Annotated in this window: 19 protein-coding genes; 12 read left to right on the forward strand and 7 right to left on the reverse strand. The window is 38.1% G+C overall.

Annotated elements, in window-relative coordinates; genetic code table 11:
- The first annotated feature begins 156 nt into the window (after window positions 1-156).
- On the forward strand, window positions 157-381 hold the full coding sequence (locus BFL47_RS00895; RefSeq protein WP_069657905.1) for a hypothetical protein: 225 nt from the start codon (window positions 157-159) through the stop codon (window positions 379-381).
- A 112-nt stretch (window positions 382-493) separates the two neighbouring features.
- Window positions 494-775, forward strand: coding sequence for a pyrimidine/purine nucleoside phosphorylase (gene ppnP, locus BFL47_RS00900; protein ID WP_069657906.1), 282 nt, complete (start codon window positions 494-496; stop codon window positions 773-775).
- 24 nt (window positions 776-799) lie between these two features.
- Here ppnP and BFL47_RS00905 read toward each other — a convergent pair whose 3' ends face one another.
- On the reverse strand, window positions 800-1,702 hold the full coding sequence (locus BFL47_RS00905; RefSeq protein ID WP_069657907.1) for a histone deacetylase family protein: 903 nt from the start codon (window positions 1,700-1,702) through the stop codon (window positions 800-802).
- Window positions 1,703-1,785: 83 nt separating this feature from the next.
- On the opposite strand from BFL47_RS00905, the gene BFL47_RS00910 reads away from it, so the two are divergent.
- The 3 genes from BFL47_RS00910 to BFL47_RS00920 all read left to right on the forward strand — a co-directional run bounded on the left by BFL47_RS00910 (window position 1,786) and on the right by BFL47_RS00920 (window position 4,462).
- Complete coding sequence (locus BFL47_RS00910; protein ID WP_069657908.1) at window positions 1,786-2,730, forward strand: Smr/MutS family protein; 945 nt, start codon at window positions 1,786-1,788, stop codon at window positions 2,728-2,730.
- Window positions 2,731-2,750: 20 nt separating this feature from the next.
- Window positions 2,751-3,797, forward strand: a complete 1,047-nt coding sequence (locus BFL47_RS00915) for a hypothetical protein (protein WP_069657909.1) — start codon at window positions 2,751-2,753, stop codon at window positions 3,795-3,797.
- Between the two features lie 239 nt (window positions 3,798-4,036).
- Entirely contained in the window at window positions 4,037-4,462 is a 426-nt protein-coding gene (locus BFL47_RS00920; RefSeq protein ID WP_069657910.1) for a nuclear transport factor 2 family protein, read from the forward strand.
- A 69-nt stretch (window positions 4,463-4,531) separates the two neighbouring features.
- Here BFL47_RS00920 and BFL47_RS00925 read toward each other — a convergent pair whose 3' ends face one another.
- A complete protein-coding gene (locus BFL47_RS00925; RefSeq protein WP_069657911.1) occupies window positions 4,532-6,430 on the reverse strand; it encodes a DNA topoisomerase IV subunit B in 1,899 nt (632 codons plus the stop codon).
- A gap of 238 nt (window positions 6,431-6,668) precedes the next feature.
- On the opposite strand from BFL47_RS00925, the gene BFL47_RS00930 reads away from it, so the two are divergent.
- The 3 genes from BFL47_RS00930 to BFL47_RS00940 all read left to right on the forward strand — a co-directional run bounded on the left by BFL47_RS00930 (window position 6,669) and on the right by BFL47_RS00940 (window position 9,892).
- Complete coding sequence (locus BFL47_RS00930) at window positions 6,669-6,860, forward strand: hypothetical protein (RefSeq protein WP_069657912.1); 192 nt, start codon at window positions 6,669-6,671, stop codon at window positions 6,858-6,860.
- Between the two features lie 362 nt (window positions 6,861-7,222).
- Entirely contained in the window at window positions 7,223-8,245 is a 1,023-nt protein-coding gene (gene ruvB / locus BFL47_RS00935) for a Holliday junction branch migration DNA helicase RuvB (RefSeq protein ID WP_069658033.1), read from the forward strand.
- Between the two features lie 60 nt (window positions 8,246-8,305).
- Complete coding sequence (locus tag BFL47_RS00940; RefSeq protein ID WP_069657913.1) at window positions 8,306-9,892, forward strand: peptide chain release factor 3; 1,587 nt, start codon at window positions 8,306-8,308, stop codon at window positions 9,890-9,892.
- Between the two features lie 10 nt (window positions 9,893-9,902).
- On the opposite strand, the gene BFL47_RS00945 is transcribed toward BFL47_RS00940, so the two are convergent.
- The 3 genes from BFL47_RS00945 to BFL47_RS00955 all read right to left on the reverse strand — a co-directional run bounded on the left by BFL47_RS00945 (window position 9,903) and on the right by BFL47_RS00955 (window position 12,659).
- Window positions 9,903-10,682 carry an N-acetylmuramoyl-L-alanine amidase family protein gene (locus tag BFL47_RS00945; protein ID WP_069657914.1) on the reverse strand — a complete coding sequence of 260 codons (780 nt, stop codon included), beginning with the start codon at window positions 10,680-10,682 and terminating at the stop codon, window positions 9,903-9,905.
- Between the two features lie 102 nt (window positions 10,683-10,784).
- The gene (locus tag BFL47_RS00950; protein WP_069657915.1) at window positions 10,785-11,423 is read right to left on the reverse strand and encodes a hypothetical protein; all 639 of its coding nucleotides are present in this window, start codon (window positions 11,421-11,423) and stop codon (window positions 10,785-10,787) included.
- Between the two features lie 93 nt (window positions 11,424-11,516).
- Window positions 11,517-12,659 carry a putative sensor domain DACNV-containing protein gene (locus BFL47_RS00955; protein ID WP_069657916.1) on the reverse strand — a complete coding sequence of 381 codons (1,143 nt, stop codon included), beginning with the start codon at window positions 12,657-12,659 and terminating at the stop codon, window positions 11,517-11,519.
- Between the two features lie 248 nt (window positions 12,660-12,907).
- On the opposite strand from BFL47_RS00955, the gene BFL47_RS00960 reads away from it, so the two are divergent.
- The gene (locus BFL47_RS00960) at window positions 12,908-13,402 is read left to right on the forward strand and encodes a YMGG-like glycine zipper-containing protein (RefSeq protein WP_069658034.1); all 495 of its coding nucleotides are present in this window, start codon (window positions 12,908-12,910) and stop codon (window positions 13,400-13,402) included.
- Window positions 13,403-13,555: 153 nt separating this feature from the next.
- Here BFL47_RS00960 and BFL47_RS00965 read toward each other — a convergent pair whose 3' ends face one another.
- Window positions 13,556-16,279: an Ig-like domain-containing protein gene (locus tag BFL47_RS00965; protein WP_069657917.1), complete on the reverse strand. Its 2,724-nt coding sequence runs from the start codon at window positions 16,277-16,279 to the stop codon at window positions 13,556-13,558.
- A 92-nt stretch (window positions 16,280-16,371) separates the two neighbouring features.
- Here BFL47_RS00965 and BFL47_RS00970 point away from each other — a divergent pair, with 92 nt between their 5' ends.
- Both BFL47_RS00970 and BFL47_RS00975 read left to right on the forward strand, forming a co-directional pair.
- Window positions 16,372-17,520 (forward strand): alpha/beta hydrolase, encoded by a 1,149-nt coding sequence (locus tag BFL47_RS00970; protein WP_069657918.1) that lies wholly within the window; start codon window positions 16,372-16,374, stop codon window positions 17,518-17,520.
- 99 nt (window positions 17,521-17,619) lie between these two features.
- A complete protein-coding gene (locus BFL47_RS00975) occupies window positions 17,620-17,811 on the forward strand; it encodes a cold-shock protein (RefSeq protein ID WP_016194291.1) in 192 nt (63 codons plus the stop codon).
- A gap of 75 nt (window positions 17,812-17,886) precedes the next feature.
- Here the strand turns inward: BFL47_RS00975 and BFL47_RS00980 are convergent, their stop codons facing one another.
- Window positions 17,887-20,484 (reverse strand): DUF5686 and carboxypeptidase regulatory-like domain-containing protein, encoded by a 2,598-nt coding sequence (locus BFL47_RS00980; protein ID WP_069657919.1) that lies wholly within the window; start codon window positions 20,482-20,484, stop codon window positions 17,887-17,889.
- A gap of 267 nt (window positions 20,485-20,751) precedes the next feature.
- Here BFL47_RS00980 and BFL47_RS00985 point away from each other — a divergent pair, with 267 nt between their 5' ends.
- Window positions 20,752-21,282: a YceI family protein gene (locus BFL47_RS00985; RefSeq protein WP_069657920.1), complete on the forward strand. Its 531-nt coding sequence runs from the start codon at window positions 20,752-20,754 to the stop codon at window positions 21,280-21,282.
- Window positions 21,283-21,448: the final 166 nt, after the last annotated feature.

Below are 21,448 nucleotides of genomic sequence, written 5' to 3' on the forward strand. Positions count from 1 at the left end.
AACTACACACCGTGGTGATGTTCTACATATTTATTTTACACCAAACTCCCTTAAGCATTCATAACTAGTGTTTTGACTATATTTCTCACAATGGCACGGAATTGCTACAAATGTTTATATCAATAATTGAATAATTTAATTCTAAAACGATATATCATGAAAAAATTAATGTTCGCAGCCTCTTTATTGGCATTTGCAGGAATTACAACTTTGACAGCAACTAGTCACCCAGTTAAATATACTACTACTCAAGTTGCACAGGACACCACAACTGTTCCTACTGATACTACGAGTACACCAGCAACTACGCCTACGGATACTACAGCTGCACCGACAGATACTACAGCTGTACCGACTGACACTACAAAGGTTGGTCAATAATCTGTTCATCGCAGAGATCACCCTTTAATATTACAATTAAAAATGACCTTAAAGCCCCTATATTGGGGCTTTTTTCATTTAAAATCCTGATCTTCCGTTTTTAATTAAAGATATGATTCAGGTAAACGAATATTTTGATGGTACAGTTAAGTCACTGGCGTATGAATCGCCAGAAGGAAAATCGACTATTGGGGTGATGGAAAAAGGAGAATATGAATTTAATACTTCTCAGAAGGAATACATGACCGTAATTGAAGGTGAGTTAGTGGTTCTGCTGCCTGAAGCCACAGAATGGAAAAGTTTTAAGAAGAACGAGACCTTTAGCGTTGATGCTCACGTATCCTTTAAAGTAAGAAGTAATGAACAAAGCTCTTATCTCTGCAAATATGCCTGATGGAAGGAGTGCAGCCGGCTCTCTTTAAAAGAATAACTGATCTGCTACTCTAAAGGTGTTGCAATGAGCCTCTACGATATCGATCATCTGGTGTGAGTAACCACCACCCATACTAACCTGCAACGGGATATTCCATTGCTTGCAGGTACGTAGCACTATTTCATCGCGGGACTTGCAACCTGCCCTGCTTAATGCCAGATGACCTAACTTATCAGTAGCTAATACATCTACCCCGGATAGATAAAATACAAAATCAGGTTTTACCTTTTCAAAAAGTTTTGGGAGTTGCGTTTTTAATATTTCCAGATATTCCTGATCTTCCATACCAATAGGTAATCCAATATCCAGATCAGACTTTTCCTTTCTAAAGGGGAAGTTTTTCTCCGCATGCATAGAAAAGGTAAATACCTGGTTGTTACTGGAGAAAATCTCCGCGGTACCATTGCCCTGATGCACGTCCAGATCAACGATTAAAATATTTTGGGCTAAGTGTGCTTTAAGGAGATAATTGGCGGCGATGGCCTGGTCGTTTAAAAAGCAGAAACCTTCTGCCCAATTACTGCCCGCATGATGTGTGCCACCGGCTACGTTAAAGGCAATACCATATTGCAGAGCGAAGTGGCAGCACTCAATGGTGCCCTGCGCGATCATCAGTTCGCGCTCTACCAATGGACGCGTTAAAGGGAAACCTGACCGTCTGATTTCTGCAGGACTTAAACGCAGATCCCTCAGGCGTTCCCAGTAATCTTGCTGGTGGGATAAAAGAATGATGTCTTCATTGACCTTGCCGGGAGAAAATAGATTCTCTTGCGTGATTAATCCTTCATAAAGCAGCTGTCCGGGAATCAGTTCATACTTGAGCATTGGAAAACGGTGCCCTCCTGGCAAAGGCAAAACGTACGTGGGGTCCCAGGCTATCTTTAACACATCCCTAAAATACAAAAGAAATGAAACTCCCCTATATTATTCGCTAATTAAGTATTTTTGTTTTTTAATTAAGATACATCATCATGGATTTGAAGCTAGGAGAATTTGTTCGGTTTGTAGACGAAAAAATGGAAGGTTATATCACCCGTATCATCAGTGAAGATATGATTGGGGTAACAGGAGAAGATGACTTTGAAATCCCGGTACCGGTTGCAAAGGTAACGCGGGTACATGGGCATAAATATGCGGATTCTCCCGAAGAAGTAACGCCTGCAGCCGAAGTATATACAGGACCATTTGAGACGAAGGGGATTTATGTTGCCGTGGTACCCGATCAGAATAAAGGATCAGTGGTTCACTTTAACCTGGTGAATGAGACCTCCTTTCAACTTTTGACTACACTGGTTACAGAGAAGGCAGGTTTATCAAAAGGCGAATATGCCGGTATGATCAATCCCCATTCCTCAACTGATATCTATTCCGCTAACCTGGCAGACCTGAGTGTATGGCCTGCATTTACGGTAGAGATCCTATACTTCTCAAAACTGAATAGCAGTATCCCTGCTGCGCTACGGTTTACAGAGCGCTTTAAAGGAAAGGATTTTGCAGGAACAAAGAAGAGGGTAGCTCTTTTAAATAAGGATGCCTGGACATTCCGTTTGGATGAAGAAGATATTATTATCGATGCAGAGAAGCTGAAGGAAAGTTTTTTTAAGCCAACAGAAGAAAAGAAGACAGTAGAGAAACCGGCAAATGAAATTGATCTGCATATCGAAAAATTGCGGGATGATTTTGCGCTTTTAAGCAAGACCGAGATTCTTAAGATCCAAATGGAGCATTATCAGAAGGCTTTGGATGCCGCAATTGTACACAAGCTGCATTCGGTGATTTTTATACACGGTGTTGGCAATGGCACTCTGAAAATAGAAATCCACAAAACCCTTGGACGCAATAAACAGGTGAAGACCTTTATGGATGCCCGCAAAGAAAAATTCGGGTACGGAGCTACAGAGATATTTTTAAAATAGTATATAATACAATTTTCCCTATGCCGGATTACGAAACCAGAGCAGACGTACCTTCAAAGAAAAAGTTCTGTTACCAAATTACTGAACCCTTAAGGGAATATTTAGTCAAGTATAACAGGGAGGTAAAACTTCCTGTGCAGTATGCCGATTTGTTGCGCTTTCAATTCAGCACTCCTTTATTAGATAAGGCAGGAAATGACACCCTCTGGCAAACGGTGTATTATGATCAGTCGGAAATGGGGGACCTCTTCCCGAACCTGAATTATATTTATGCGTTGATGAATGCAGACGGGGATATGCAGGTAATGGAACATCTGCACATTGCGCAAATAGACTATTGTACGTTCGGAAACTCCAAACCTTTCCGGATCAGAGTAATCAATAGGTTCAATGATAACTACGATTACTTCTACGTGAAGGTGGCAGACGCTTCCAGAGTGTACGGAATTGAGCTGGAACACATTCTATCCCCTAATCGAATCACGTACCTTACAGACAACAATACGCTTATTGAGGAGCATATCTCCGGACTTCCGGGTGATGTATTCATTCAGCAGCGTACGAATACCTCTAAATTTAACCAGATCCGTATTTGCAAGGAGTTTGTTAAATTCAATGAACGTTGTTTTATCCGTCTGCTTGGCGATATGCGGTCCTATAATTACGTAGTTCATATTACCCCGGATATTGAGGGGAATCAATACCGGATCCGTGCGATTGACTTTGATCAGCAATCTTATGAAGGGCGCAGAAACTTTTATCTGCCACAGTATTTCAAAGAAAACAACAAGCTTGTCCAGTTGGGAATTCAGCATATGGATAAAACAACCATGCGGCAATACCAGGAAGAAGAGCGAAGCTTAATCAATGGCCGTATGAAACTAGTGAACTACCGGCTTAGGGATATACTGAATGTAATGAAGAAACATGAGATCTCCCCAAGGGAAAAAGTGGTTCAATTACGCAACGAATTATGGGAATATCATAAGAAAGGTTCCTTCTTAAATTGCAACACAATGGGAGAATTAGTGGAAGAACAACTCATAGTATTCTTCGAAAAAAAGTAAAGGTGATAAAGGTCATTTTTATAGGGGCATATCTGATAAAAATCACAATATAATTAATGCTTTTTTTAATCAAAAAACTGCTTAATAGCGATAGTGGAAAAGTAATAATTTGCAGGAATTACAAGGGCTTTCATACATTGTTGAAATTCAAGCAAAAGTACTGCTGAATGATGTGAACAGGCTTTTTCAGCTCTATATTTGTTGTGTAAAAAATAAAGAACAACTAAATAAATAAAGTTATGAAAGCTTTTAAATCTATACTCGCCACATTATTATTATTATCCTTAATTATCACTTCTGGTTATGCTAAAGTTGACAAAGAGTCTCTTACTATGGACTATGCCATTAAGACTTACATAGGTGCTGTATCTCAAGGAAAAATTAAAGGAATAGAAGATATATTAGATCGCAATGTTAAGTTTACTCTTGCACAGGGAAGTAAGGTAATCAACTATAACAGAGCCGAAATGATCAGCTCTTTGAAAGTATCAGAAAACATTAACCAAAACTGCAAGACAGATTACTCCATTATAGAAAAAGGAGATGCTCAGTCTATCGTTAAAGTAACTATGACTTACGAAAACTTTTCAAAAGTGAACTATGTCACTATTTCAAATACAGATGAAGGATGGAAAATCACTAACGTATCAAGTGTATTCAACTAATCGTATTTATTAAACAAAAGAAGGGGCTGTATGCAAATACAGCCCCTTCTTTTGTTTAATGGTTTTCCATCAGGCGGCGGACTCTTCTTCCAGATCTTCTGCTACTGTTGTTTTCTCTTCAGAAAGAATAAGCTTGTCATCTTTTTCTACGCGCAGATTGCGTACAATATGCTGCTGACGATCAGGTGTATTTTTACCCATAAAGTATTGCAGCATGGCCTGGATATTGGAATCTTTCAGTATGACAGGGTCTAAACGGATATCTTTACCTATAAATAAGCCAAATTCACTGGGTGAAATTTCGCCCAATCCTTTAAATCGGGTAATTTCAGGTTTCACGCCAAGCTTATTTATAGCTCGGAGCCTTTCTTCATCACTGTAACAATAGATGGTTTCTTTTTTATTGCGGACCCTGAACAAGGGGGTCTGCAAAATAAACACATGTCTTGCTTTTACGAGATCAGGGAAAAACTGAAGGAAAAAGGTCATCAGTAAAAGCCGGATATGCATACCATCCACATCAGCATCGGTAGCAATAACAATATTATTATAGCGAAGGCCATCCAGTCCGTCCTCAATATTTAGTGCATGTTGCAAAAGGTTGAACTCCTCATTTTCATACACTACTTTTTTTGTTAGTCCAAAACAATTAAGCGGTTTACCTTTGAGTGAAAACACGCCTTGGGTCATTACATCTCTGGATTTAGTAATGGATCCACTTGCAGAATCTCCCTCGGTAATAAATAAGGTGGTATCCTGCTTCCGTTCGTGATTATCTTCAAAATGTATTTTGCAGTCTCTTAGTTTACGGTTATGCAGGGATGCTTTTTTTGCGCGATCGTTAGCCAGTTTTTTAATTCCGGCAATGTCTTTACGTTCGCGTTCAGATTGCATGATCCGTTTTAACATGGCATCAGCTACTTGAGGATATTTATGAAGGTAGTCATCCAGACTTTTTTTAATAAAATCATTGACAAAGACACGTACTGTTGGACCCTCAGGACTCACATTTAAAGAACCGAGTTTGGTTTTAGTTTGAGATTCAAACACAGGTTCCTGAATACGTACCGAAACGGCAGCAACAATTGATGCCCTTACATCAGCGGCTTCAAATTCTTTCTTAAAAAACTCACGGATTGTTTTGACCACTGCTTCGCGGAATGCTGCCTGGTGTGTACCTCCTTGCGTGGTATGCTGCCCGTTTACAAAGGAATAGTATTCTTCGCCGTATTGCTGTGCATGGGTCATAGCAATTTCAATATCTTCCCCTTTCAGATGAATGATGGGGTATCGGAGCGTTTCGGCATCTGTATTTTTAACCAGCAGATCGTGAAGACCACGTTCAGAGAAGTATTTTTTACCGTTGAAAATTATGGTAAGTCCGGCATTCAGGAATACATAATTCCAGATCATATTTTCTATGAATTCGGGAATAAAGCGATAGTGCCTGAAAATAGAATCGTCAGGATGGAACGTTATCGAGGTGCCGTTTCGCTGTGTCGTTTCTTTTTCCTCTTCATCCCTAACAATTTCGCCTTGACTGAACTCTGCAATTTTAGTTCGGTTATCCCTGTAGGATTGTACTATAAAGATAGATGAAAGTGCATTCACAGCCTTTGAACCTACCCCATTCAGACCAACGGATTTTTGAAAGGCACGGGAGTCATATTTGCCCCCGGTATTGATTTTAGAAACACAATCTACTACCTTACCAAGAGGGATGCCCCTGCCATAATCACGAACTGATACTTTATGCTCCGAAATATTAATATCAATTGTACGCCCCGCCCCCATCACAAATTCATCTATGGAGTTGTCGACAATCTCTTTTAATAATACATATATACCGTCATCGTAAGCAGACCCGTCACCTAGTTTGCCTATGTACATTCCGGGTCTTAAGCGAATATGTTCTTTCCAATCCAGTGACTTGATGCTATCTTCACTGTATGCGTTAATTTCCGCCATATTAGTATACTTTCAGTCCTCAGTTGCAAAAATAAGAATAATCAATTCTTCTCAAACATGGATTTGTCCTTTTCATGCTACAATTACACGGAAAACGAATGTATTTGTCAAAATTGTGTATAGAATTATTGACAGTACTATTCTTATTTTATTCGTCTTTATGTGAAATTACGTGAAAATAAGTGCAATTATCAATCATTTGTACACTTTGGTATGGTATTCGTAAATGTAGGTGTATATGACTGTTCCAAATAAATTAAACATCTCTAAAGAAGAGCAGGAAGATATTCATGAGAAAGAGGATTTAACTTGGGAAAATCCTTCCGATCCTGAAAATGCCTCAGATATCAGAGATGTAGAGCAACTGCAAAGGCAAAGAAAAGAAGCAGAAGCAAGTAAAGATAATTCATCAGATAATTCATCAAAATAGAACAAGCAACAGCACCTATGCTAAATATTATGAAAACTCAAAAAACTGAACAGACAACCCAACTAATAAAGATAGTTTCAGAAATAAAAAAAATTAACATTAGAGAACCTCAATCAGTTAATGAAAGTCATGATCAGCTTATTATAAGAATGATACCCTACTCTCAATGTTTTCTAATTGCATAGTGCATATAAGATTTTAATTAAATAGCGCTCTCATCGCTCAAGAAAAGAGGTTGTGTCCTAAGGGGTACATCCTTTTTTGTATTTACAATTTCAATTATTCCTTCATACTGATTCTCTGCTAGAGAGATACCAAAAAATTTAGCATACTAATAAATGATTTAGTAATTTAGCAGCATGCTGAATGAGAACATAGATCCCGACTCAGAACGTCTTACACCCACAGACCGTGATATGGAGCGGGTGTTGCGACCACAGGTATTTGAAGATTTCACCGGACAGTTCAAGCTGCTTGAAAATCTCCGAATATTCGTACAGGCAGCTAAACAAAGGGGTGAATCTTTAGATCATGTATTGCTTCATGGCCCTCCAGGTCTTGGAAAAACCACCCTTTCGCATATCATTGCCAATGAAATGGGAGTAAATATCAAAATCACATCAGGGCCTGTATTGGATAAACCAGGTGATCTTGCAGGGTTGTTAACTAACCTGGAAGAGGGTGATATTCTGTTTATTGATGAGATCCATCGTTTAAGTCCGGTAGTTGAAGAATATTTATACTCAGCAATGGAAGACTTCAAGATCGATATCATGCTTGAATCAGGACCTAATGCACGTTCCGTGCAGATCACGCTGAATCCATTCACATTGATTGGCGCAACAACAAGATCGGGGCTCCTGACTGCGCCTTTAAGAGCTCGCTTTGGCATCAATTCCAGATTGGAATATTATGATGCGAAGTTACTCACCACTATTGTACTTCGCTCCTCTTCTATACTCAAAACCCCTATAAGCGAAACAGGGGCATATGAAATAGCGCGAAGGAGCCGTGGAACTCCCCGTATAGCAAATGCTTTATTAAGGCGTACACGTGATTTTGCGCAGATAAAAGGGAATGGTTCCATTGATACGGATATAGCTAAGTATGCGCTTAATGCGCTTAATGTAGATAGCTACGGACTGGACGAAATGGATAATAAGATTCTGATTACTATTATTGATAAATTTAAGGGAGGCCCTGTAGGACTTAAAACAATCGCTACAGCTGTAGGAGAAGATGAGGGAACTATTGAGGAAGTATACGAACCCTTTTTAATTCAGGAAGGCTTTTTAATGCGGACTGCAAGAGGCCGTGAGGTTACCGACCTGGCTTACCGTCATTTAGGTAGATTAAAAGCGACAGATCATCCAACTTTATTTTGAGTTCTTCCTGCTGTTATATGTTATCATTAATAATGGTACATTTGCAACCATTTGAAAACAATGAGTGTCCATCCAGAAATAGATAAAAGAAAAACTTTCGCAATCATTAGTCACCCCGATGCGGGAAAAACAACTTTAACTGAAAAGTTTTTGTTATTCGGTGGTGCCATCAATACTGCTGGTGCAGTTAAACGAAATAAAGCGAATCAGAATACAACTTCCGACTTTATGGAAATTGAAAAGCAGCGTGGCATTTCGGTTGCTACCTCTGTGATGGGTTTTGAATATAAAGGTAAAAGAATAAATATTCTGGATACTCCGGGACATAAAGACTTTGCTGAAGATACATACCGCACATTATCAGCTGTGGATAGCGTGATACTGGTTGTAGATAGTGTGAAGGGCGTGGAGGAGCAGACTGAAAAACTAATGGAAGTCTGCCGGATGCGTAATACCCCGGTTATTATATTCATTAACAAAATGGATCGGGAAGGGAAAGATACCTTTGATCTGTTGGATGAACTGGAAACAAAACTTGCGATTAGTGTTTGTCCGCAATCGTGGCCTATCGGGCAGGGGCATACCTTCAAAGGGGTTTATAATATCTACGGTAATCAGTTGAATTTATTTGAGCCTGATAAAGCAAAAGTGACTGAGCCTGTAATTCATGTGAAAGATTTACATGACCCTACCCTTTCAGAATATCTGCAAACCAAAGCATTGGATAAATTGAAGTCCGATCTTGAACTTACGGAAGGAATCTACGGTCCGTTAGATAAAGAAATGTATCAGGAAGGTCTACTGGCTCCTGTATTTTTTGGCAGTGCCATTAACAACTTTGGAATTCGTGAATTATTAGAGACGTTTATCGTCATTGCACCAAGTCCGGCTAGTCGCGAAGCAGATCAACGTATGGTTTATGCAGATGAAAAGGCCTTTACAGGTTTTGTATTTAAGATTCATGCTAACCTGGACCCAAAACACCGTGACCGGATTGCTTTCTTAAGAATCTGTTCCGGAAAGTTCGAACGTAATAAGTTTTATTTTAATACCCGTTTGAACAAGAAGCTGAAGTTCTCCAATCCGATGGACTTTATGGCAAATGATAAAACACTTGTGGAAGAAGCATGGCCAGGGGATGTAGTTGGATTATATGATAGTGGAAACTTTAAAATTGGCGATACGCTAACAGAAGGGGAAGAATTGCAGTTTAAAGGCATACCCAGTTTTTCTCCTGAAATATTTAAAGAAGTTGAAAATAGAGATCCTTTGAAGACCAAGCAGTTGGAAAAAGGAATTCAGCAGTTAACCGAAGAGGGTGTTGCCCAGTTATTTATTCAACAACCGGGGAACAGAAAGATCGTCGGAGCTGTTGGTGCCTTACAATTTGAGGTGATCAATTTCAGATTAGAGCATGAGTATGGTGCAAAATGTGCATTCAGACCTCTATCATTCTCCAGATCAAGCTGGATTACTGCTAAAGATAAAAAACAGTTACAGGAAATCATGCAACGGCGCTCTTCGCATATCGCATTAGATAAAGATGGCAATGCGGTATTTCTAGCAGATAATGATTGGGCAATCAACCTGGCTAAACGCGATTTCCCGGAAATAGAGTTCCATCTAACATCTGAATTTAAAAAATAAAAGATATTGATTATTTCCTAACCGACTTTTTGTATGCAAGCACAGCATCCATAAGGTCGGTTACAATTTCATTTTGGCCTGCTGCAGATCGCATATATTGTTCTTCTGCGGGACTACTTAGAAACCCTATTTCAGTAAGCACCGCCGGCATAGATGCGCGGGCTAATACAGCCAGACTTTTCTCTTGTACAGTACGATCAAGTCGTCCCGACTGTGTAAATTCTTTTTGTATGATAGAAGCAAGCTTGATACTTTGATTCCGGTAAGCATTCTTCATTAAAGACAAGATGATATAACTCTCCGGATTTCTAGGGTCGTAACCAGCATAGTTTTTCTTATAGTCTTTTTCCAACAGGATAGAGGCGTTTTCTCGCAAAGCAATATCCTGCTCATCCAATCTACCAAAACCAGAAACAAAGGTTTCGGTTCCCCTTATAGACGCACGATTACTTTTATTTTGTGGCATAGAATTGCAGTGAATGGATATAAACAGGTTTGCTTTTACCTTATTTGCCAAACCTATTCGCTCGTATAAAGGAATAAATCGGTCTGTACTTCGTGTAACAATCACTTTAACACCTTTAGCTCTTAATTTATCACTGAGAAGAAGTGCAACCTTTAAAGCTATATCCTTTTCTTTGGATATTTTACCTGAAGCGCCACCATCATGTCCCCCGTGACCCGGGTCTATAACCACTGTAAATGTGGTAGCAATCTTTGCGGAAGGATCACCTAAAATAACTTGAGGGATCAATAATAGTAAAATTGCCTGAAACAATAATTTGATCATGTGCGATATAGTTCGTTAATGATAAAGGCGCAAAGATAGTATAAATACTAATTTGCGCCTTTTCCAATATGAACAAAGCCTGTTGGGGCCTATTAATAACTTCTAGAATTGCTTGATTACGCCGTCCTCAATCATCTTTTGAGCGATCACTTTGGCATAGCCTTCAATAAATTTATTCAGACTGGAAGGATTATGGGTACGTGACTGAACTGACCAAATCAACTCGCCACTCTTTGAATTAAAAACATTTGTTTCCAGATAATAATCTCTGTCTAAGGATGAGAAGCCGTTATCATAGAAACCTCCGCCCCATCCACCGTACATACCCATACCCCATCGGTTTCCCCAACCCCAGGGTCCAAAACCACCACCTGAATAGTTTTGACTAACTTTTTTATCTACTACGGTATTGGTAACAATAATATCACTATTAAATTTACGGAGCTTCCGAAGCAAAGCTTCTTTGTCCTTGTTACTTTTACTGTTCAGATTAGGAGGAAATGCATCTATGCTTTTAGTTACAATAACGCCCGGTCTGCTCAGTATCATTGCTAATTCCTCTTCTACTTTTTGCTGCGCGTTTATGTTATTAGTCAAAGCAGCTACTAATACCCTTTGATAATTTAAGGTTTTTATTTCGGGCTTTTGCCAGGATCCAACAATCTGAGTTGAAGTCCCGCAAGAACTTAATAATACAACAGGTATTACTAAGCTTGCTAATAATTTCAAATACTTATTCATGTGTGTTTGTTTTAATTCGTCTATTGTATGTACGTATTGTTTGAGATCTTTGTGTCACGGTATCGAACATTTTACTTCTTTTTATCCTAATCATTATAATAATAAAGTATCTATACGATGAGCCTGTACAATGTTAGCCGAAGGTGACCATGAAAAGATAGTAAATACGCCATCCTGAGAAGCCACTAAAGCAATAGCGTCATGCTGATCATGTACAAATTGAGCTGCGGACAAGTGCCTTGTACCACCAATCTTCCCCGGATGAACGGTATCTGCTTCTCCCCCTACAATTGGTTCAATTAAAGCGACACGTTCAATGCGAACGCTCGTTTTTGCTATACCTATTTTTGCTCCAAATGCAATTAATTCATGCTGGTCGTTTAAAATTGTAGCACCATCAATTGCGGTAAGACCACCGATATTGTCCACTTCTTTATTCAGCATACTCTGCCAAACACTTTCACTTCTATCTATGCCCTCTTTCCACACCATTTCGGCTAAGCCGGTAAAGGGAGGATTGACAGCATATTGCATCGGCTGAATCACAGAATGTTTCCATTCAGTATTATCTGCAGGAACGACGAGTAATATTCCACCCTGACCATGTGCCCTCATGGAAACAGCCAATTGAATTAATACGTTTACAGAATGGTTAACAAAAGAGGATAGATCCAGTAAAGCTTTTACGATGGGAGGACAATCTAAAGACTGCACACAAGATTCGTCGACTACCTTTATCTGGTCACCTTTAAGAACAGCGACGTTTGAATACTTTCCAAAACCACACATACGTCTGTGCTTGATAACCAGCAAGCCTGGTTCGGAAACATCAAGTACAAAACAGAAGTTAGGTAATTTTATAGTAGTACCCCAAACAAACAATCCATCTTCGTCATACCATACACCTAGATGAATACCAGGTCTTTCTACACCAGGAGCAAGCTTGGTTAAAACAAGTGGAGTGAGGGGTTGTCTGGATTCAAACAGTAATGCTTTAGTAACCTGATCAGGAGCTAAGAAAGCAATAGAAATACGGGGACTTCTCCCTTCTTCCTTCCTTAAGCTTGCCCAAAATGCAGCATCTATCATTGCTTCAATATAACAGGCAGGAGGTTGTTTTGCCAGATTTAGCATGCCTTGTTCAGAAGCAGCACTTACGTGATGAGCAAAATGAGCCTCCACCGTTTCAGCTACAGAACGTGCGGCCATGTAAGTTGAATCGTAATTTCTGGTCATGATATAAAATTAAACTAATTGTCGGTCGCTTTTACATAATGTATGGGTATCTATACAATTTTACATTATTATTGTACAATGAGAACATTTTGATTAAGATTTTTAAAACAAAATAAAAGTTTAATAAAATAATAATTTTAAGTTAAGAGACTATTCCTCAATTAACTATAGCAAAATAACTTTATTTTAATACTTCATTAAACCTTTCTGGCATCATTATGTCATATATGTTTACGAATTATATGATTATGAAAAAATTATTAACAATACTAGCATTTGCATCAATAGTTGTTGCATGTAGCTCAAATGATAAAATTAAGGCTGATCTTAAAGCAAAGAATGATTCCATGAAAATGATGAAGGATAGTTTGAAACTTGATAGTTTTCAACGAGCATCTGCTGCTATCGAAGAGCAAAAAAGAATTGAAGCAAAAGAAGCTGAGCAAGCAGCTGTTTTAGCAGCCGCAGCCAGAAGAAGTACGAGGAGTACAAACACAGTGCGTTACGTAAATTATCCATCAAGATCTACCTCTACAAGCTCTGCTACAACACAATCACAGAAGAAAGGGATGAGTTCTGCTGCAAAGGGAGCCCTTATAGGTGGTGGTGCTGGTGCAGTAACAGGTATACTTGTTGACAAGAAAAATGCACGTGGAGCTATTATTGGTGGTGTTCTCGGCGCAGGTACAGGTTATGTTATTGGACGTGATAAAGATGTAAAATCAGGTAGAGTTCAAAAATAACTTTTACTAGTATAGTCATTCTCATTTTTGAGATTACGTTATAAATAAAAAGTCCTCAAAATCAATCTCATAAATGCGATTGGTTTTGAGGACTTTTTATTACCCGGTTCTTAGTGTAGCGTATAAGCTTACTTTAATGCACAGTTCTTCTAACTATTTAATCGTGTAGCGATATATATATCTGCCAATATTACCTTCAGTATCCATACCTTCAATTATTGCACGGTAAGTTCCTTTTGAATCTGCATTATAATACTCTACAACTGCATTACCTGATTGATCTGTTGTTATTAAAGGATTCCAATAAATAGTAGTTCTCAGATCGGCAGTGATTACACCTTTTTTAGGTCCCTCATATTTGGGAGCATAGAATTGTTTAGCTTTTCTATATCCCATAGGCGAAAAGTCAATCACATTACTTTTAGGGAGCAAGTCTGCCAACTGACCCGGTTTTAATTTAATCTTTTCTACCTTTTTAGTATTGACAACTAATACACCATTGGTATTATAAAGGCGGTTTACAGTTCCCAAATCATCCCTTAGAAAGATTTCAACGGATTCGACTTCTGAAGAATTAACTGTACTCAGACCATTTACATCAATAGGCATCCCATTTAAAAAGACTTGTACCGGTGTACGCTGTCCTGCGTTATAGTCCCGATTAACATAGAACTGTTCATCCGCAAAGATCAACCCCATTGCAGAAGTCTTCAGACAATTCAAAAGGAAAGGACAATCTTTAAACCGATCGCCAGATATTAAATGATCGGGCATCATACTTAATCCGCTCAAAGAAGAATGGTCTGCATGACTTGGCTTTTTTATGGTACTTTTTGCCACAATAACCACTTCATCCAATAAGTTAGCCGTACGATACTGGCGCTTGCTATTTTGCAGGTATGGATTCAAGGTACTATCAATATTGACAACAGCATCGGCCATGTTGGTATTTTTAGTAACCGCAGGAAAGGCAGATCCATCCACAACAATGATCATATTACGGGAATTCAGGTTATTTCTGGCACTTAATATCGCTTTGGCAGAATCAGGGAAAACCAGATTAGTAAACTTAAACTTACCCTCTTCATCGGTAAGTACGCTTAATGAAATGTTCTTATCCGGGATGCTTAACTGCATATTACCCTTAATAACGGGCATTCCATTCATCATTCGCAATGTGCCTGTTATTTCCATGCCTTGTTCGGGCAAGAAAGAAATAGGAGGATATTTGTCGTTTAAATAATTTTCGTATTCAAAGGCACGGTATCCTTGTGTCAGCAGGAGCAAATCAAGATCAGCTCTTTTTTTATCATCCTGGTTATTAAAATAGTAATTAGGCAACTCAATGTAACCACGAAGATCAGAACGAAGAAGCATACTACTGAATATAGAAGTTTCCGCATCTTCATTATAAGGCACTTTACTTTCGTCAACTACTGAGAGGGAATAACTCCCAGGTAAAGCTTTGAGTGGATTTTTAGCAGAAACAGTCATCTTTACCTTTTGTCGGGGTAGGTATGATGGTTTATCACTCGTTAACGTTAATTTAAATGTTTCAGGATGCTGAATAAATGCGATCCGCTCACTCAAAGGCATGCCTGATGAGGTAAATAGGGTTATCTGCACAATCCCATTTGGAAACTTGTTTTTTGGAATTAACGCATTATAAATCTGGCTCTGCAGTTTTATCTGAGCGGCATAACAAACCACACCAGAACTCTGTGCAATGATATAAAATGCTTTATTTTTATAATTATCAACAAAGGTGCTACTTGCAGCAATCCTCACAGATAAACTGGCGGTATCCACATCGTTAATTGCAATATTGATCCCTTCCTTTAATGCGGCAGGCATATTGTAGGTACTACTTGTTCCATCTGCAAATGCCACATTGGCTTTATATGTTTTATTGGGTTCAGGAATATAGTTGAGCATCCCTAATCCCAGATGCTGAGAGGCGAATTTCACCACCTCTTTGCCTTCATTATCAGTAATGTTTCCTTTTACCGCAATCCCGAGACCGTCAGATTTAATTGCTTTAAAAGCGAATTTTGTGGTAAGACCAATAAGGGCGACACCACCTTCAGGAAGAAACTGAATCTCATTGGTTGTCAATGTAGATTTCAACGAAAATGAACTGCTTAACGTTTTTTCATTACTCACAGAAAGGTCAGTTTCAAGTGTTCCAGCATTTAAAAGCGCCCTATTCGCATTTGTTGCAGAAATATTAATAAAGCCGTTCGCATCCGTAACTCCCTTTCCTTTACTAATATCCTCAAATTTTGATACTACTTTCCAGCTTACCTTCCGATCAGAATAAGGTTTGCCAGCTTCATCCTTAAATTGAACTTTTACATTTACCTCCGCTTGTTTGTCTGTAAAACTACTTCTAAGCGTAATATTGGTATATAATTTCTTATTGAGTGTATTACCTATAGTGATCGTTTTATTAAAGAAATAGGCTTCTCCAAAATTCATCATCCAATTGGTATATGCCCTGAACTGATAGTTTCCCTCTGCATAGTTCATAGGAGCTAAAGTCAGATTTCCGTTTGCAATACCACTTGAAACAGGAAGCTTCATGGTTTCTATCAAAGAATCACGATCATTTATAACATCAACATACACTACTTTACTAATTGGTGATGGTTGCTGAAGTCTGCTCGATATATAGGTTTTAAACCAGAGGGTATCCCCAACGGCATAATAAGGTTTATCAAAATGAAGATGGGCCTTTTCTGTCGGGTAATGTTCTGAATATTCAACGGCCTTTTCAATGATGGTTTTTAGACTCACACTATCTTCTTGTGCCAGAGCTGAAAAATGCATTGCTAAACAGAAAAGCAAAAGCGTAAAGAATTTTATAATTGAATTCATTAAAACTATTTAAACAATATGGAGCATAAAGATATTCAATTATGACCGAGCAATAAAGTTTCCGGTCATGTTTAACACTTTTTCACATTTATATGGTTCGTTTAGGCCTAATTACAACTATTTTGTTACTTTCTCTTCTTGCTTTATTTAACGCGCCCACCTATCATCTCTGGCTTGCTGCGGTTGCAATTACTGAATTCCCATTAATTTTCGTAGGCATCACATTTATTTTGATCCTATCAGTTACTATTACAAGAAGGTTCAAATCCTTAGGTACCTTTCTGGGTATTGTTGCTTTGATTATTTTCAGTACTCCAATAGCCCGTGCTTATTTAATTGCTGATAACCTGGGAATTGAAATGGATGAAGCCTTTAAATCAAGCCCTGTTACTTCCAGCAATTATAAATTTAATTTTTGGAAACTAGCCTCACGGGAACCTGATCTATCTTCCTACCAAACATTGAAATACATAAAAATTCAGCACATGGACTTAACTCTTGATTATTACCAATCTGATAGTGCAGGTCTGAGACCCTGCATTGTTGTCATTCACGGGGGGTCCTGGAGTAGCGGAAATAGTCAGCAATTGCCCGAACTAAACACGCGTCTCGCCAGACTTGGATATAATGTTGCATCTGTAAATTATAGAAAAGCATCTCAGTGGAAAAGTCCCGCTCCACTGGATGATGTAAAAAACGCATTATCCTATCTTAATAAAAATGCAGATAAACTTCATATTGACACGACTTCAATTATTTTGTTAGGTCGATCTGCTGGTTCACAAATTGCACTCTTAGCAGCCTACACACTCAAAAATAAAGACATTAAAGGAGTTATAGATTTTTACGGACCTGCTGACATGATTTGGGGTTATTCCGTACCAGCTAATCCCTGGGTTATGAACTCCCAAAGAGTGATGGAAAATTATTTAGGAGGAACCTATAAACAGGTGCCAGAAAATTACAAATCAAGCTCCCCCCTGAATTATGTGAGTAAAAATAGCGTACCCACCTTGATGATTCACGGCAAAAATGATGTATTAGTATCCTACCAGCACAGCATTCATCTGCAAAAAAAGCTAAATGACCTCGGAATCCCTAATTATTTACTCAGCTTGCCCTGGGGAACCCATGGACTTGATTACACCTTAAACGGCCCCAGTGGCCAGCTATCCACGAATGCCATAGAAATATTCCTTAAAAAACTCTTTTCAGAGCAATCCACTGTAAGACAGCAGTAACGCAAATGCAATTTGGATAAAATATTTTCATTAATTATTATTCTTTTATCAAAAATTGCTTTTTTTCGCTTATCTTTACAACTTTAATATTTAAATACAATGCAAGAAGGAACAGTAAAATTTTTCAACGAAACAAAAGGTTTCGGATTCATTAAACCAAGCTCAGGTGGCAGCGAAATCTTCGTTCACTCTTCAGGTCTTATCGATAGCATTCGTGAGAATGATACTGTAAGCTACGAAGTAGAACAAGGTAAAAAAGGTTTAAATGCGGTTAATGTAAAAGTAATCTAAAGATTAAATTAACATCATATATCGTATAAGCATCCGGCTCCTCCGGATGCTTTTTTCGTTTAAAGACCTTTATTTCTATTTTGTTGTTATCTTAAACATCGTTGCTATTCCAATTCGGTAACCAAATTCTTTATAATGACTATCCAAAAATGAGGTAGCTATTTCAACCCTGAAAATTCTAAATATATTATCGAGCGAATAACCCAGCTCATAATAGTTTGCAGATCGCTCTGTTTTTAAATAATTACCAAACAAATTTTCTTTTAACCCTGCTAGCCTAACCTCTGGAATCCGCGTAAATAATAACTTCCTTATTTGATAATATACATTAGCCGTAACATAGGATCCATTTGTACTGTAATAATAGTAATCCAATAGCCTAAAAGTTCCTGCTGGTTTTGCACTTGCCAGAAATACCCTGTTTGCATCAAAATGTTTATAATCCATGAAATACATCTGCTTGCTATTTAGAAAAGTCCCTCCCCGTACTTCAAAGTTCAATCTTGAACCTAGTCCTGCTTCAAACCCATGATTAACACCCAGCTCAAGCTGATCAAAGTCAACATCACTTCCTAATACTCCGGAGATTCCCTTTTTATAGTTCAGCAAAAGCTCCGGAGACCTTTCATATAGTGGAATTTTCTTCCCGTTGTAAGTCCGGTAACTTTGAATCGGCCGGTATTTTAATTGTATATCCGCTATAAATGCATTATGAGTAGCAAAATCAGTATTTTGATCCGTTATATTTACAGGAATATTAAGTGTGTAATCCCTGGAATCTGATTTAAAAAAGCTATAATCCGACTGATTATATAAGGCTGACCTTTTTGCCCATTCAGCATTTAAGGACATAGAGAAAAAGGCAGAAGGCTTATAGGTATACCCCGCTTTCAGAAAAGTCTTCTCATACAATTTCATATAATTCCTTCTGGCAAATAAGGAGCTTATTGAATTAACCAAAGGATGGATAGGTTCCTCATCATTAAACTGACTCACAAATTGACCTCTGGATAAAGAAACATCAGTAACAATACCTGCATTTTCTTTCCGGTAGTTCAATGTAGCTTTTGAATATAGCGTGTGACTTGAAAATCCATAACGCAAGGCAGGAGCAAAAGACAAAGATCTCTTGAGACTATCAAAATCATATTTGAGCTCTCCACTTAAATTCACATTAAATCCCTCTATTGTATTAAAATAGAACTGCGTAAAGGAGGGATCTATTTTAATTGAAGTATTTGTGAATACTTTATAATACCCTCCTGTAACCAAATCAAGGGGATTAAATAGCTTATGTTTTTTTACCCCGGTTGAGTCTTTTAAGGATTTCTTTATGGAGTCCACTTTTACAAGCGAATCATCCCGGTGGTATCCCTGCACCTCTTTGGTAGTCAATGGAACAGAACGCTCGTTTGTCCAATAAACCGAATCTCTCTTTCTGGCTAACGAATCAGTAGTAATTGCACGTTCTTTAATAATTTCCGGATTACGCTGTTGTTTCAGTGATTCCTTTTCAACCTGATCCACCATTTTCCTAAACTGCTTTCTGCTGAGTTTAGCATTATTGCTTACAGGCAATTCAACTACAGATGAGGATAGAGGTTTACTATCCTCCATAAGCTCTGCTTTTGCAATTAAGTCCTTATTTAAAGTAACCTTAAACTGGCTGCAGACCGCTATGTACTTATAGTGCCCGGCAAAACCCAATACATTTCCAGAGAAATCATATTGATGATTAACGGGTAACCATACCAAAGGGGCAACTTCTGCGAAATTCTGTCTAACCAGTATGGGGAAACCAAGAACGCTGGTCCTCAAATTAACGCTATGGATCGCCCATTCGTCTTCAATAATAAAAATGCTCCCTTCAAACACATTATCCCCCTTTGAACGTGGGATAACCAGAATTTTATTGATAATATGATTGCCCTCCGTGAAACTTCCCTCATACTTAAACCTGTAATAATTAAAAGCAGAACGAGATAACGGAGAAATAATATTGGCCACTTTATCCTTATAAAAAGTCGCTGCAATGAACATTGAGGGAGAACCAACACCCGAATCTTCTCCAGTGCTGCGGGTAGCAATTACTTTTTCAGTAACCTTATCCGGCTGACTAAAGTTAATCATACTGACCGATTCGGAAGTATACGCTTCATTTAATTTAACACCCTCCTTCTTTAGTTTCCCTTTAACAAAAAAGGGAGCTTTCAACAGTTCACCCGTTCCTTTAACATACACTTTCATTTGATAATCAGTGTATTGTAAACGATGAAATTTACTCTTAGCAATCGCATTCCGGATGATGGTATTGGCATAATCACCTTTTTCACCCTTTCCTATCCTTACTTCCTGCAATTGATACCCTTGTACTTTTAAGCTGAAATCCTGGATTGCCCAATCACTACCTATAACTACTTCTTTTTCTTGCGAAACATAACCAATATTTTGAATCCGGATAGCATAGGTTCCCGAAGGCAGCTTAATCTCGTACTCTCCAATTGAATTTGCAGAAGTACCTGATTTACTTCCTACTAAAAAGATAGAAGCATAAGGTAGTGGTTCACCATTCGTAGCTCTTATAACACCCTTTATTCCCTGACCATAAACAGAAGAAAAAAAACACAATAAGGCTGCTGCAGCTGTTAAAAATTTAGGGTAAAGGAAGTTCATGGTTTAAATATAGTTATAGCTAGTAATAAACGAAAAGACTTTCTAGTTAAACTTAGTTAAACTAGAAAATATGAGATGTGGAGGCAATTTATTCGATTCATTCACCTAAAAGAGGTGAGGATTTTAGCAAAGAAGATTGCAAATCTGAAATAAACCAGACAATAAAAAACTTTTCTTAATCTGGGTTAAGTGTACTTCCCAACAGGGACCTTAATTTTGTTTAAAGATAATTACTAAAAAATACTAAAAATTAATAATAATAAAATCATGGCAAATAATTGGAAAATTGATCCTACTCACAGTGAAATTCAGTTTAAGGTTAAACATTTGATGATCACTACGGTTACTGGTAACTTTAACGAATTTGATGGGTCAGCTATTACTGAGGCAGAAGATTTCAGTGCTGGCTCTCAAAGTGAATTTACAGCAACTATTAGTTCAATCAGCACTAATAACGAACAACGTGATGAACATTTAAAGTCTGCAGACTTTTTTGATGCTGTTCAATTCCCAACTTTATCCTTTAAAAGCACTAAAACTGAAGGTTCAGGAGACGATATGAAAATATATGGCGACCTGACTCTCAAAGGAGTAACCAAACCAGTTGTTCTGAATGCCGAGTTTGGCGGAATAGTAGTTGATCCTTACGGACAAACAAAAGCAGGTTTTACAATATCCGGTAAAATCAGTAGAAAAGAGTTTGGACTTACCTGGAGCGCTATTACTGAAGCAGGATCAATTGTTGTAAGTGACGATATCAGATTACTAGCTGAAGTACAATTTGTTAAACAAGCATAATTCAATCATTAAAAAATCATAGTAAATGTAAAAAGGGAAGGCTCCAATAAAGCTTTCCCTTTTTATGCATACAACCGCCTTATTCGTGTTCACTTCAGTCAATGCCCATCTCCTCTTTTATTCAAGAATCATTTCCATTTCAGATCCTAATCTACTAAAACAGACT

Source organism: Arcticibacter eurypsychrophilus (genome assembly GCF_001730525.1).
GTDB lineage: Bacteria > Bacteroidota > Bacteroidia > Sphingobacteriales > Sphingobacteriaceae > Arcticibacter > Arcticibacter eurypsychrophilus.